Source organism: Alteromonas sp. R7 (genome assembly GCF_055755235.1).
On sequence record NZ_JBVTQX010000008.1, the window covers coordinates 1 to 14361 of the forward strand.

Here is a 14361-nt window from a genome sequence, read left to right on the forward strand (position 1 = left end):
AGGAGAGACTTGAACTCTCACGCCGTGAAGCACTGGAACCTAAATCCAGCGTGTCTACCAATTCCACCACTTCCGCGCAGCTAGACTTTCCTAAAAGAGATAAGTGAGAATTGGTGGCTACGGCGAGATTCGAACTTGCGACCCCATCATTATGAGTGATGTGCTCTAACCAACTGAGCTACGTAGCCTTGCTATTCTCTTCCCTCTCAGGAAGTGGCGCGTATTATGCGTATATGACTGGCAACCGTCAACCCCTTTTTTACTAACTTTTTTTAAATGCTCATTAAGTGTGCGCATTAGGGCGAAATACGCGCAAAAAGCTGTGAAATTGAACAACTTGCACGAAATAAGCTAGCTATTTACCACGCTTTGTTACTGGTTTTTGTTTGGTAATAACACACGTCAATTGGGCGCGGACCATAGGTATTGTCATGAAAAAACGGGTTATCTAAGTTTTTTCCTGTATTCGTTCGTTTTTTATATTCTTCGTGATGCGGCGTTTGTAAGAAATAAGGTGCCGCGTTGTTTGCATGCACAAAAGCCTGCTTAATTTTGCTTTCTTGCGTTATATCATCTAGAACGCCACCTCTGTCCATATTTCCTCGCGGCAACTTTTGAAGCACATCCATTCCTTGCAGTACGCGACCCACGACCGACATATTTCTGTCTAAGTGTCGTGGTGCTTGCCCAATCACAATATAAAATTCCGTACTGGCCGTATCTTTCTCGCTATTGCGAGCAAAAGCCACAACACCTGGGCAGTGGAGCCCCCACATTTCTTTACGGCTTTGATCAATGCCTACTGGAAAGCCATCTAAAAAGCCGGTGTTAGGCGCAAACATATCTTTGCTCTCAACTACATTGACATTGCTATTGAGCGGTTGGGTAAATTCAGCGTTGATTGGCTTAAGCAGTGTCGGCGGAAATTTTGAGGCATCGTGAGTATCGTTACTGCCTGCTTGTGCCACAAACCCGTCTACTACACGATAAAATGCTTGTTCGTTATAAAAGCCTGCGTCTATTAAACTTTTAAATCTGGCCACATGTTTCGGCGCAAGGGCAGGGTGAAGCGCAATAACCACATCACCATACGCTGTTTTAAACGTCACAGTATTACTGTGACGTACTTGATACCAACTGGCGGTGTTACTCGCTATTGCTGGCGTCTTTTCAACAGCGTCGCTATTGATTTGTGAATTTACAGGGTTAGTTTGGGGGGCACTGGCAAAAGAAAAATTAGCCAGGCTTAACAAGCACAACACTTTAATTGAGGTTCTTAATACTGAAAATCGTTTGGCGTGCTGTGATTTGCTGCAAGTTAAAGGGCGTGAAGCGCAAAGCTGATTAATAGTCATTACAAAAGCCGTTAGTTTTTTACTAGTTATATCAGGCCTATGTGCGCTTCACAATTATTCGCTAGAAACAAAAAAGCCACCTTGCGGTGGCTTTAGTAAACAGTGCTAATTTCTACAATAGAAATTACACGTTAAAGCGGAAGTGAATAACGTCACCGTCTTTAACAATATAGTCTTTACCTTCTAAACGCCATTTGCCTGCGTCTTTCGCACCTTGCTCGCCATTGAACTCAACGAAGTGATCGTAGCCTACGATTTCAGCGCGAATGAAGCCTTTTTCGAAGTCGGTGTGAATTTTACCTGCCGCTTGTGGTGCAGTTGAGCCTTCAGGGAAGGTCCACGCACGTACTTCTTTTACGCCTGCAGTAAAATAGGTTTGTAGCGTAAGAAGACTGTAACCCGCACGAATTACGCGGTTAAGACCTGGCTCTTCTAGACCCATGTCTTGCATAAACTCTTCGCGTTCGTCGTCTTCAAGCTCAGCAATATCAGACTCGATTGCCGCACACACTGCAACTACAGTGGCATTTTCGCCTGCTGCAATTTCTTTAACCTGATCAAGATATGGGTTGTTTTCAAAACCGTCTTCATTCACGTTTGCAATGTACATGGTTGGCTTAAGGGTAAGCATGTGCATGTAGCTGATTGCCGCAAGCTCTTCTTTAGTCAGCTCAAGTGAACGTAGTAACAAGCCTTCGTCTAGGTGCGGCTTAATCTTCTCAAGCACTTTCATTTCGTACTTGGCATCAGCATCGCCACCTTTTGCGCGCTTAGCAACACGGTGAAGTGCTTTTTCTGTTGTTTCTAAGTCGGCAAGTGCAAGCTCGGTGTTGATAACATCGATATCGTCTTTAGGGCTAACGCGACCTGCAACGTGAACAATGTTCTCATCATCAAAACAGCGTACTACGTGACCAATAGCGTCAGTCTCACGGATGTTAGCAAGGAATTTGTTTCCTAAACCTTCACCTTTAGAGGCACCTTCAACCAAGCCAGCAATATCTACAAATTCCATGGTAGTAGGAATAACGCGCTGAGGTTTTACGATTTCAGCCAACTTGTCCAAACGAAGATCTGGCACAGGAACAACACCTGTGTTTGGCTCGATAGTACAAAACGGGAAGTTTGCCGCTTCAATACCTGCTTTAGTTAATGCATTGAAAAGTGTTGATTTACCTACGTTTGGTAGGCCAACAATACCGCATTTAAAACCCATGGTATGGATCCTTAGTTTGGAAAAGTGATAACTGGCTAGGTTTACCCTTTGTGCGAGTGTAACCTGTTTTGTGCTTGCTTAAGGTCTTCTTTCAGCAAAATTTCTGTACAGCGTACCGCTTCATCGATGGCACTTTCAATGGCTGCTTTTTCTTCTGCTGGTGGTTTTCCAAGAACATGGCCGGTAACGCGGCTTTTATGACCTGGATGACCAATACCTATGCGCAAACGCAAAAAATTCTTGTTGTTACCCATTTTAGCCACAATGTCACGTACGCCATTTTGACTAGAGCTTCCGCCCACTTTGTATTTTGCAACACCTGGGGGTAAATCTAATTCGTCAAACGCTACTAATATTTGTTCTGGTTCTATGCGGTAAAAGTTAGCCAGTGCTGCTACGGCTTGTCCACTTTTATTCATAAAGGTAGTGGGGTAGAGCAAACGGATATCTTTGCCTGCAACTGTAATGCGAGCAGTTTTACCGAAGAATTTGGTTTCTGGTTTTAGCGGGGCGTTGTAGGTGTCGGCTAGTTGGTTGAGAAACCATTCACCGGCATTGTGTCGGGTATTTTCATATTCGGGGCCTGGATTACCCAGACCCACGATAAGGCGGATATCAGCCAAGAGGATTATTCCTCAGAAGCTGCTTCTTCGCCGTCTTCTTCTGCGTCAGCCGCTTTAGGAGCAGGCTTAACAGTTACAACCGCTAGGTCGTGAGCTTCGTCGTTCTTCGCAAGTTCTACTGAAGAAACGCCAGCTGGAAGAGTTAGGTCAGAAAGGTGTAGCGTTTGACCCATTTCAACACCAGCCATATCTACTTCGATGAACTCAGGAAGGTTCTTAGGTAGACAAGTAACTTCGATTTCAGTTACGTGGTGCTCAGCAATACCGCCAGCTTTAACAGCAGCAGATTTCTCTTCATTTACGAAGTGAAGTGGTACGTTAGTGTGAACGTCTTGACCAGCGATTACACGTTGGAAGTCAATGTGTGTGATCTTTGGCTTGAACGGGTGACGTTGCATATCTTTAACTAGAACTTCAACAACTTTACCGTCAAGGTTAATCTCAAGAACGTGAGAATAAAACGCTTCAAAGTCAGCAGAGTTGTTTACTTTGTTATGATCTAGTGTGATAGAAACTGGTGCTTCTTCACCACCGTAGATGATACCAGGAAGCTTATCTTCGCGACGTAGGCGGCGGCTCGCACCTTTCCCTAGGTCTGTACGAACAGAAGCGTCTAGTTTGAAATTTGCTTCAGACATTGTCTGTCTCCAAAAATATAAGTCTAATAATGTGGATTTTTGCGACCAAAACCCACGGTAAAATGATGTGAATTACGTTAAAAAGTAATTTTCTATGCGCAATAAAACACCAGCCCAAAATTCAAGGGCGGCGAATTCTAACACCACCTACCAAAACATACAATTACAAAGGCAGATAAAATATCCAGCTAAGCAAATGCAAGTATTTGCGTTACTCACAATAAAAGAAGCGCACCTTGGCGCGCTTCTATCATATTTATAGAAAAAAGCATTTTGTTAAGACTAACTTGACCGCTAATTGTCTCTTTCCAAAGGCTCAATAAGATCAACAGGCCTTAGGAACATAGCAACTTTTTACACAAGCGTTTACTTCGTCAGCACCACTCTGTAATGGGCTTTACCGTCTCTTAGTCGCGCAATTGCCTCATTTACGTCTTCAAACTTGAAGGTTTCGGTCACTGGTTCAATATTGTGATGTGCTGCGAAATCTAGCATGGTCTTAATGGTCGCGGGGCTTCCTACTGGCGAACCCGACACGCTTTTTTGACCACCAATTAGGTTAAATGCACCAATATCTAGGGGTTCAAGGGTGGCGCCTACAAAGTGAAGTCGGCCTTTCGGTGCCAATGTAGATAGGTACAAATTCCAGTCTAGCTTCACATTTACGGTTGAAATAATTAAGTCAAACCGACCGCGCGCTTTTTTAATTTCGTCTTCATCACGGCTATTAATTGTATCTGATGCACCTAGCTCTAGCGCTTCCTTCTTTTTAGATTCGCTTGAAGTGAACGCAACTACCTTACATCCCCACGCATTTAAAAATTGCAGGGCAAGATGACCCAGGCCGCCAATACCAACTACACCCACTTCACTGGTAGGACTAATACCAAACTGGACTAATGGGTTGAAGACGGTAATACCTCCGCAAAAAAGAGGGCCTGCCTTTGTGCTATCGATAGCATCGGGAAGGGGAATAACGGCACGTGCTTGGGCGCGGACTTTATCTGCAAATCCACCGTGACGACCACCTATGGTCATCGTAGCATCGGCACACAGGTTATGATCGCCTTCTTCGCAGGTTCTACAACTATTGCAGTAGCCTGAATGCCAGCCTAAACCGACACGCTGTCCCACCTTAAGTGACGTTACATGTTCACCTATTTGGCTAATTGTGCCGACAACCTCGTGACCAGGCACAAAGGGATATTCTGTCATGCCCCATTCATTATCGAGCATGCTTAGGTCGCTGTGGCAGATACCACAGCTTTCAACGTCTATTTCAACGTCATGTGAGCCAAGCTTACCGGGGTCGTATTGAAACTTTTCTAGTTTTCCACCCGCTTCTTTAGCGGCATATGCATTTATCATCAATAACCGTCCTTTTAAGTGTTGCTACGCAACATTAACGCGTAAGCAAAAATTCTATAATTGCTAAATCGCTAGCTTAATTACCTTTATAAGTAATTTGCTACACGCATAGCTACATTCACGATCATTGTGTTTGCAGGTTATCAATGACTTTACTGGTATCGAGTACTTTAACGCTTGATACTTGAAGTACCGTACCGAATTGCGTAAAGGTCATCATATCAGGTTTAGGCGTACCTTTAACTTCCACAACAAGGCCGTTCTTTTGATAAGTTTCATCTAAACCATGTAGCGTATAGCGATCGCCGTTTTCAGCAATAAAAGCATAAAAACCGCCTTCGAGATCTTTATAAATAATACTGCCCTTCATGGTGACTTCACCTTTTGCATTATCTTCTACGGCTTCAGCCTGAGTAACTGGTTCGGCTACCAGTTCCTTGGGCATAGAACTCTTATCATTAGCTTGAACTGTGGAAGATTTGTCTTTCATTTCAGTTCCTTGTTTCTCAAGATCTGCTTGTTTCACTGAGTCGTCATCTCCAGAGCAGCCCGTTGTATTTAAAAGGGCAGTAATTACTGCAACAAGGCATAGTGTTTTTGTTTTCATTTTATGTCCTTCATAGTAGTTTTAACGCGCAACAATTCTTAACGTTAAACCTAAAATTGATGAAAAGAAAGTCACATTAACGAGTCGGAAAACGGCAATAAAGTATATTTAAGGCGTAAACGGAATGTGTTTGGCTTGATGTACTGTTCTTATTTTTAAGGCGATGTTCGCTTTCAAAGAAAAAAGAAAGGTAAAAAAAGAGCCGGCGCCACTTACATGGGCCAGCTCTTTGGTAGGAGTAACAATATTTAAATTTTAGTATTCAAACATTGCTGAAATAGACTCTTCGTTGCTGATACGACGAATAGTTTCTGCAAGCATCTCAGATAAAGTAAGCTGTTTTACTTTTCCAATTTGCTTCATCTCTGCACTTAATGGGATAGAGTCGGTAACGATAATTTCGTCAATAACAGACTCTTTAAGGTTGTTTGCAGCGTTACCTGAAAAGATAGCGTGAGTTGCGTAAGCATAAACACGACGCGCGCCATGTGCTTTAAGTGCTTCGGCTGCTTTTGCAAGCGTACCGCCTGTATCAATCATGTCATCGACAATGATGCAGTCTCTGTCTTTTACGTCACCAATGATGTTCATTACCTGAGCCACGTTCGCTTTAGGGCGACGCTTATCGATAATGGCAAGGTCGGTGTCGTTAAGTAGTTTCGCAGTAGCACGTGCACGTACAACACCGCCAATGTCAGGAGAAACGACTACAGGGTCGGCAAAATCACGTCTTACCATGTCAGCAAGAAGGATAGGAGTACCGAATGCGTTATCCACCGGAACATCAAAGAAACCTTGAATCTGTTCGGCGTGTAGGTCGATAGTAAGTACGCGGTCAACACCAACGTTAGACAGGAAGTCAGCCACTACTTTCGCAGTAATAGGCACCCTAGCTGAACGAACACGACGGTCTTGGCGTGCATAACCAAAGTAAGGAATTACTGCTGTAATACGACCAGCTGATGCGCGACGTAGTGCGTCGATCATCACAATAAGTTCCATAAGGTTATCGTTAGTAGGCGCACACGTAGACTGGATAATAAAAACGTCCGAGCCACGGACGTTTTCATGAATTTCTACGCTGATTTCACCGTCACTGAAACGGCCAACTTTGGCATTTCCAAGTTTGGTGTAGAGGCGATCGGCAACTTTCTGGGCAAGTTCTGGTACGGCATTACCTGCAAAGAGCTTCATATCTGGCACAAGTGGTTCCTCAGTGCGTTGATAAAAGAGGTTTGGCTGGGGTAGCAGGACTCGAACCTACGAATGGCGGGATCAAAACCCGCTGCCTTACCAACTTGGCTATACCCCAATTTTTAAGTTCTTGTCCGATGTGGCGTACACGCTATCTTTGTTGTTCTAATTTGTCTAATAGTGGTGAGCGATTCACACCTTTTGCGACAAAACTCTGCCAAGTTTCAGGCATTTGAGCCCTAACTTGTTCGGCTAAAGTGTAGTCAGAAAAAGTGGCAAACACGCATGCACCTGTGCCCGTCATTCGCGACGGTGCGTAGTGTACCAACCACTGTAATAATTTTGCAACTTCAGGATAGCGATTCGCGACTAATTGCTGACAATCATTCCAAGTTTTTTCAAATTTATAGTCTTCCCAACGTATCGCAGGTGTATTTCTGGGCAAATCCGGCGAAGTAAAAACTTCGGCTGTACTGACATGCACGTTGGGATTAGCTACTAAAAAATACTGTTCTTTTTGGGGAGCTGGCGTTATCTCTTCTCCAACGCCTCCTGCAAATGCAGTTAGACCTCGCACAAAAATAGGTACATCAGCGCCTAAAGATAACCCAAGCTCAGCCAGTTCATCTTCACTTAGCCCTGTGTTCCAAAGGTGATTAAGCGCCACTAACGTGGTTGCCGCATTCGATGAACCCCCGCCAATTCCGCCCCCCATAGGAAGGCGCTTGTCTAACGAAATAACGGCACCTTTATCACATTTTGTTTTTGTTGCCAGCAGTCGCGCTGCTTTTACAATTAAATTGTCATCGTCTGGCACACCATCAAGAGGTGTTTCCATGCGAATGGCTGTGTCGTCTGTACTTATGTCAAAGGCGAGTGCATCGCCGTAATCCAGCATTTGAAACAGGCTTTGAAGCTGGTGATAGCCGTTGTCGTAGCGGCCAAGTATATGCAAGAAAAGATTCAGTTTAGCGGGGGAAGGCCACCAATCTTTATGTTCTGAAACAGATGAGTTCACTACAGAGTCCACTGATAAATTTTAATTTTAAGCTGAGTATTAGGCATGTCCGGCGTTTCATTCTGGGTAAGCGTTATGCTGTGAGGCAACCATACAGATGTGCCATCATCTAGCTCAACACTACCGTAGTTACCGTAAGCAACTTGCCAATTGCGGCAACCTTGGCAATAGCTCTCTAGGGTATTAACCAACCCTTTTTCAGTTAGGGTGAATTTATCACCGTCTAGCGGTAAGCCTTTTACCCAAGACAACAGTGATTCCACCGGAATGACCATTCCCGTAATCTGATAAATAAGTGGTTCTGGTAAAGCATCTACATACGTTTCACCGTCAGCCTCTAATACCGACTGCTGCTGGGTAACGTTAAGGTTAACCAGACTTACCCCTAAAAAATTGGTTAATCGAAAATCAAAATCACCGGAATCGTTTTTCCAGACTAAATTAAGGCTGGCCGCTTCTTTTCCTTGGCGAAATGCAATTTTTCCGCGCATTTGCCACTGATGTACTTCAGCGACTTTTTCAAGTTGAGCCGTGAGGTTTACCGCGTTTTCTGGGCCTTTGGGAGCGGTTGTGCATGCGCTCAGTACGAAGCAGAGAAACAACAGTAGGGAAATAAAGCGAATCATTAAGGCGCGTTACCTGTATAAAAATAAAACACATTTAATTGTGACATTATGGGAACACAGTTTCACCAACACTTTCAATCATTTTGGGTTTTTCGTACAATGCCGCTCCGACGTTGCCAGCACAGATTTTAATGACTTTACTCGCCCTCGGTATTAACCACAAAACAGCACCAGTAGCACTTCGCGAAAAAGTGGCCTTTACACCAGATTCTCTGGTGGAAGCGCTTGCGAGTTTAAAAAAGCTGGAAGGGGTAGATGAGTCTGTCATTGTATCGACCTGTAACCGCACTGAGCTATACGTCAATACTCAAGACGACACCGGCCAAAAGCTTCTACAATGGTTAAGTGACTTCCATCACTTGGATGTAGAAGAGATTGCCAATAACAGCTATGTGCTCGCGCAGGATGAAGCGGTAAAGCACATTATGCGTGTAGCCAGCGGACTTGATTCACTGATTTTGGGAGAACCTCAAATCTTAGGTCAGGTGAAGCAGGCGTTTGGTGATGCAAAACACTCAGGTATGGTGAGCAGCGAATTTGATAAGCTGTTTCAACATACGTTTTCGGTGGCGAAGCGAGTTCGCAGTGAAACAGATATAGGTGCAAACGCGGTAAGCGTGGCTTATGCAGCCGTTCAGTTGGCCAAGCATATATTCGCTGAACTACCAAAACGTTCAGTGTTATTAGTAGGAGCTGGCGAAACCATTGAACTTGTGGCTCAGCATTTGAAAGAGCAGGGCGTGAGCTGTTTGGCGGTGGCGAATAGAACCGTAGCGCGAGCAGAAGCCTTAGCCGAAACATTAGATGCGAGTGTGTTTACCTTATCGCAAGTGCCAGAGCACTTAAAAGACTTCGATATAGTGATAAGCTCTACCGCAAGCCAACTGCCTTTAATAGGCAAGGGCATGGTTGAGAAAGCCCTTAAGCAGCGCAAAAACATGCCGATGTTTTTGGTTGACCTTGCAGTACCACGAGATATCGAATCAGAGGTTAACGAGCTAGGCGATGCCTATCTTTATACCGTTGATGATTTGCAGCATATTGTTCAGAAGAATTTAGAAAACCGCGAGCAAGCAGCAAAAGAAGCGGAAAAGCTCATCGACAAACAAGCTGGCGACTACATGACGTGGAAGCAGTCGCAGCAATCGATAGATTTAGTAAGACAGTATCGCCAAAAAGGTATGGCACAGCGTGACGATATTGTGGAAAAAGCCAAAGCGCAATTAGCGGAAGGTAAAAATGCCGAAACGGTATTAGAAGAAATGGCGTATAAATTAACCAATACGCTATTGCACCCAACAACCTTAGCGTTACGCGAGGCTGCCATGCACGATGACCCGGCATTGAGCCGATGGATGGGACAGGCATTAGATTTATCTGACTTTTCGTCAGACGATAATAAATAAGGTAATAAGAAGCATATGAAAGAGTCGGTAGTTAGGAAACTCGAACACTTAGTCGAGCGTTTCGAAGAAGTTCAGGCGTTGTTAGGCGACCCTGGAGTTATCGGCGATCAGGATAAGTTTCGCAACTTGTCAAAAGAGTTCAGTCAGCTAGAAGATGTAGTGGCAGGCTTTAATGCTTATCAGCAAGCACAAGAAAACTTGGCTTCAGCGCAGGAAATGCTGAATGAAGACGACGCCGAAATGCGCGAGATGGCGCAGGAAGAGATGAAAGATGCCAAGGCGGAAATTGAACGCCTTGAAACTGAACTTCAGGTGCTACTCCTGCCAAAAGATCCTAACGATGATAACAACTGTTTCTTGGAAATTCGCGCTGGTGCGGGTGGTGACGAAGCGGCAATATTTGCAGGTGACTTGTTCCGCATGTACAGCCGTTATGCCGAAAGTCGTGGCTGGCGTGTAGAGTTGGTTAACGCCAATGAAGGTGAGCACGGCGGTTATAAAGAAGTCATTGCGAATGTTAGCGGCGATGGCGTGTACGGCGTATTGAAATTCGAGTCGGGCGGTCACCGCGTACAGCGTGTACCAGAAACCGAATCACAAGGCCGTATCCATACCTCGGCATGTACCGTGGCGGTATTGCCAGAAATTCCAGAGTCGCAGGCAATTGAAATTAATCCTGCAGAGCTTCGTATCGATACCTTCCGTGCATCAGGTGCGGGTGGTCAGCACGTTAACAAAACTGACTCGGCGATTCGTATTACTCACTTGCCAACAGGCTTGGTAGTGGAATGTCAGGACGAGCGTTCACAGCACAAAAACCGTGCGAAAGCGATGTCGGTACTTCAAGCGCGCTTAAATCAGATTGAAGAAGAAAAGCGTGCAGCAGAAGAGGCTTCTACTCGTAAGAGCCTAGTCGGTAGCGGTGACCGCTCTGAGCGAATTCGTACTTATAACTTCCCGCAGGGACGTGTAACCGACCACCGTATCAACCTGACTATTTATCGTTTAGACGAAGTGGTGGAAGGTGACCTTAAGCAGCTTATCGACCCAATTTTGCAAGAGCATCAGGCCGATCTACTGGCCTCTCTGTCTGACGAATAACGCTGTCTTGTTACACAAACTGTTTATAGAAAAACAATGCGCATAGACAACGTCTTAACATGGGCTGCTGAACAACTAGAGGGTGGGGAGTCACCCTCTGTTGATGCAAAAGTCATGTTGGCGAACATTCTAGGTAAGTCACAAACTTATCTATTCACATGGCCTGATAAAACCTTGGATGCCGACCAGAAAGCGCAATTTGAAGCGGATGTGGCCAAGCGTAAACGGGGTGAGCCCGTGGCGTATATTATCGGCAAGCGTGATTTCTGGACCCTGTCACTGTTTACCTCGCCAGATACGTTAATTCCACGATCGGATACCGAAGTGCTGGTTGAGCAAGTGCTTAATTGGGCAAATCAGCAATCCTCTGCATCCTTATCAATCTGTGATTTGGGAACCGGTACTGGCGCCATTGCGTTGGCATTAGCGAGCGAACTGCCAGAAGCATCCGTTACTGGCGTAGACTTTCAAGCGGGGGCGGTGAACCTTGCTACCCGTAATGCCCAAGCTAATAGCATAGCCAATGCGCATTTTGTTCAAAGTGATTGGTTTAGTGCGCTGGCAGGTCAAACCTTCGACATTATTGTTTCAAACCCACCTTATATAGAAGAATCCAGTCCATACCTTAATGAGGGCGACGTGCGTTTTGAACCTAAAACAGCATTAACCTCGGGCAGTGATGGTCTAGACGACATCACACAGATTATTAATAACGCGCCGCAATATCTCAATAAAGGTGCCTTACTTGCATTCGAACACGGCTTTGACCAAGGGGCTGCGGTAAACGCTTTGCTCGTAGATGCGGGATTTGTAGACGTCAAAACTGTTAAAGACTACGGCGACAATGACCGTGTAACGCTAGGACAGTGGCAGTAGTTTTCAACTTTCAAAGAAATTATCTTTCCTGTAGTTATCAAAATTTAATTGCAAACTTGCTAATATTTTGTTTTACATTAGTATCTATTAAGCGGTTGTAAGACCTCAAAAAGCACTAAGTTAAACAATCTCTTACACTACAGGACGTACCAGATGAATGATGACTTTCTTTTCGCAGAAGATGACGATGAAAATGAAGTAGATGATCTGGGTAGCTGGAAAGTACTCATTGTTGATGATGAACCCGAAGTACACGCCGTTACCAAGCTGGCGCTAAATGACTTTAGTTTAAATGGCAAAACCCTTGAGTTTGTTAGTGCCTATAGCGGAGAGGAAGCGAAGGCCATTTTCAAAACCCATGATGATATCGCCGTTGTGTTACTTGATGTTGTTATGGAGACTGATGACGCCGGTCTTAAAGTGGCGGAGTATGTTCGTAACGAATTAGACAATCATTTCACGCGTATTATTTTGCGTACTGGACAACCTGGCCAAGCCCCTGAAAAAGATGTCATCATTAATTACGACATCAACGACTACAAGTCGAAAACCGAACTGACCGCGCAAAAACTCTTTACTGTTATCATTGCAGCGCTCCGCTCATATCGAGATATTATCGTTATCGAAGAAAATAGACGCGGCCTTGAAAAAATTATAGATGCGTCTGTGGATTTATTTTCCTCCCGTTCCCTCGAAAAGTTCATGCAGGGCATCATTCAACAGTTGGCGTCTATTCTGGGCTGTTCAAAGGATGCAGCCTACATTACTACAGCGGTGGCAACCACATCGCGTACTATTAATACCAGCAACAACAAACTGGGTGACGACGAACTATATGTTTTTGCTGGCAACGGTGAGTACGCCAGTAAGGAAGGTGTGCCTTTAAAAGACGCGATTAGCGCACAAGAATATGCCCTGTGCGCAAGAGCCATGCGCGATAAGCAAATTGTTTATGCAGAAGATCACGTTGTGGCTTATTGCAACAGTAAAAGCCACAATGGCGCACTCTTGTACTTGTCAGGATTACCGAGACGAATAGGGGAAAGTGATCGTCATCTGGTAAAACGCTTTTCAGACAGTGTTCAGCTTGCTTTTGACAATGTACTTAAGACCGTTGATGTTGAAGCGACGCAGAAAGAAATAATTGAGCGTTTAGGTCGAGCGTTAGAGCATGAGTCAAATGCATCAAATAATCTCACAAGAATGGTTGAAATGGCGCAACTGTTGGCAGAAAAGGTTGGGCTGAACGAGCAAGACATCCACGCATTACGCCTTGCCGTGCCACTCCATGATATTGGGACGTCTATAGTGCCTAAATCTATTTTGCACAAAACGACGCCGTTAACCGAAGAGGAAGTATTTAAAATACGTCAGCATGCTGAATTTGGTTACCAGATCTTGCGAGATTCAAGCCGGCCCACTATCCAACTTGCAGCAATGTTAGCAAAGCAACATCACGAACGCTGGGATGGAAAGGGATATCCAGACGGGCTTAAAGGCGAAGAAATTGATATAAAAAGCCGTATTGCCACGTTAGTTGATGTGTTTGATGCACTGTTAAACGCAAGGCCGTATAAGCCAGCGTGGACAATTGATAAGGTTGAAGCCGTATTGAAAGAGGAAAGTGGCAAGCACTTCGACCCTGATTTAGTTCAGTGTATGCTAAATGACCTTCCGGCCTTTATGGCAATTCAAGCTCAATTCCCTGACGCATAATGATTTATTTCTCCGTTATTTACGTACTGTAATACGTTACAATAACAGCCTCTAGACAGGCGCCATAATTAAAACGAAGGCAGGTGCTACATGCACCTGTTTTTTTGAGTCTGCTACTCGTATTCTGAGTCTGTTGAATTTTGCATTGCTGTAAAACTAAATCGGCTCAATTAACACCTGTGTTAAAGTAACCAGAAGCAGCCTTACTATCTAATAAGAACAGGAACACATTATGTACATGATGGCTAAACACCTTCACATGACCGCCGTTGGCTTGAGCATATTATTTTTTGTCTTTCGCTTTATATGGAGTCAATTCGACGCTACAGCACTTAGCAAAAAATGGGTTAAAATTCTCCCTCATATCATTGATACCGTGCTATTAGCCAGCGCAATTTGGCTATGCATTATTTTGTCTCAATATCCTTTAGTTAATGCATGGCTCACATTTAAAGTTGTGGGCGTGGTGCTGTACATAGTGTTTGGATTGTTTGCATTGAAAAAAGCCAAAACAGCGTTAGGCAAATGGAGCTTTTTCGTAGCAGCGCTTGTTGTGCTTATGGCAACGGCTATGGTTGCTGTAACCAAACAACCTCTTTTTTAAGATTTAATTGGAA

Annotated in this window: 14 protein-coding genes and 2 tRNA genes; 5 read left to right on the forward strand and 11 right to left on the reverse strand. The window is 44.5% G+C overall.

Annotated elements, in window-relative coordinates:
* Positions 1-111 precede the first annotated feature (111 nt).
* From AC0J2X_RS13695 to lolB, 11 genes are all read right to left on the reverse strand, one after another.
* Positions 112-188 (reverse strand) — tRNA-Met (locus AC0J2X_RS13695).
* Positions 189-359: 171 nt separating this feature from the next.
* The gene (locus tag AC0J2X_RS13700) at positions 360-1355 is read right to left on the reverse strand and encodes a peptidylprolyl isomerase (protein ID WP_156078174.1); all 996 of its coding nucleotides are present in this window, start codon (positions 1353-1355) and stop codon (positions 360-362) included.
* Positions 1356-1479: 124 nt separating this feature from the next.
* A complete protein-coding gene (ychF, locus tag AC0J2X_RS13705; protein WP_156078175.1) occupies positions 1480-2571 on the reverse strand; it encodes a redox-regulated ATPase YchF in 1092 nt (363 codons plus the stop codon).
* Between the two features lie 41 nt (positions 2572-2612).
* Positions 2613-3194: an aminoacyl-tRNA hydrolase gene (pth, locus tag AC0J2X_RS13710; protein ID WP_014949010.1), complete on the reverse strand. Its 582-nt coding sequence runs from the start codon at positions 3192-3194 to the stop codon at positions 2613-2615.
* A 5-nt stretch (positions 3195-3199) separates the two neighbouring features.
* Complete coding sequence (locus AC0J2X_RS13715) at positions 3200-3832, reverse strand: 50S ribosomal protein L25/general stress protein Ctc (RefSeq protein ID WP_014976150.1); 633 nt, start codon at positions 3830-3832, stop codon at positions 3200-3202.
* A gap of 366 nt (positions 3833-4198) precedes the next feature.
* A complete protein-coding gene (ahr, locus tag AC0J2X_RS13720; RefSeq protein WP_156078176.1) occupies positions 4199-5200 on the reverse strand; it encodes an NADPH-dependent aldehyde reductase Ahr in 1002 nt (333 codons plus the stop codon).
* Between the two features lie 124 nt (positions 5201-5324).
* Positions 5325-5807, reverse strand: a complete 483-nt coding sequence (locus tag AC0J2X_RS13725; protein WP_014949013.1) for a hypothetical protein — start codon at positions 5805-5807, stop codon at positions 5325-5327.
* 255 nt (positions 5808-6062) lie between these two features.
* Entirely contained in the window at positions 6063-7010 is a 948-nt protein-coding gene (locus AC0J2X_RS13730; RefSeq protein WP_014949014.1) for a ribose-phosphate pyrophosphokinase, read from the reverse strand.
* Positions 7011-7043: 33 nt separating this feature from the next.
* Positions 7044-7119, reverse strand: a tRNA-Gln gene (locus AC0J2X_RS13735).
* A gap of 33 nt (positions 7120-7152) precedes the next feature.
* Positions 7153-8019 carry a 4-(cytidine 5'-diphospho)-2-C-methyl-D-erythritol kinase gene (gene ispE / locus AC0J2X_RS13740; RefSeq protein ID WP_014949015.1) on the reverse strand — a complete coding sequence of 289 codons (867 nt, stop codon included), beginning with the start codon at positions 8017-8019 and terminating at the stop codon, positions 7153-7155.
* Positions 8019-8645, reverse strand: a complete 627-nt coding sequence (gene lolB, locus AC0J2X_RS13745; protein WP_069944051.1) for a lipoprotein insertase outer membrane protein LolB — start codon at positions 8643-8645, stop codon at positions 8019-8021. The genes ispE and lolB overlap by 1 nt, the downstream gene beginning before the upstream one ends.
* A 131-nt stretch (positions 8646-8776) precedes the next feature.
* Between lolB and hemA the strand changes: the two genes are divergently transcribed.
* The 5 genes from hemA to AC0J2X_RS13770 all read left to right on the forward strand — a co-directional run bounded on the left by hemA (position 8777) and on the right by AC0J2X_RS13770 (position 14348).
* Complete coding sequence (gene hemA, locus AC0J2X_RS13750; RefSeq protein ID WP_014949017.1) at positions 8777-10051, forward strand: glutamyl-tRNA reductase; 1275 nt, start codon at positions 8777-8779, stop codon at positions 10049-10051.
* 15 nt (positions 10052-10066) lie between these two features.
* Positions 10067-11152, forward strand: coding sequence for a peptide chain release factor 1 (prfA, locus tag AC0J2X_RS13755; RefSeq protein ID WP_014949018.1), 1086 nt, complete (start codon positions 10067-10069; stop codon positions 11150-11152).
* Positions 11153-11188: 36 nt separating this feature from the next.
* Positions 11189-12028 (forward strand): peptide chain release factor N(5)-glutamine methyltransferase, encoded by an 840-nt coding sequence (gene prmC / locus AC0J2X_RS13760; RefSeq protein WP_472996116.1) that lies wholly within the window; start codon positions 11189-11191, stop codon positions 12026-12028.
* A 153-nt stretch (positions 12029-12181) separates the two neighbouring features.
* Positions 12182-13744 carry a response regulator gene (locus tag AC0J2X_RS13765; protein WP_014949020.1) on the forward strand — a complete coding sequence of 521 codons (1563 nt, stop codon included), beginning with the start codon at positions 12182-12184 and terminating at the stop codon, positions 13742-13744.
* 232 nt (positions 13745-13976) lie between these two features.
* Positions 13977-14348, forward strand: coding sequence for a SirB2 family protein (locus AC0J2X_RS13770; protein WP_014949021.1), 372 nt, complete (start codon positions 13977-13979; stop codon positions 14346-14348).
* Positions 14349-14361: the final 13 nt, after the last annotated feature.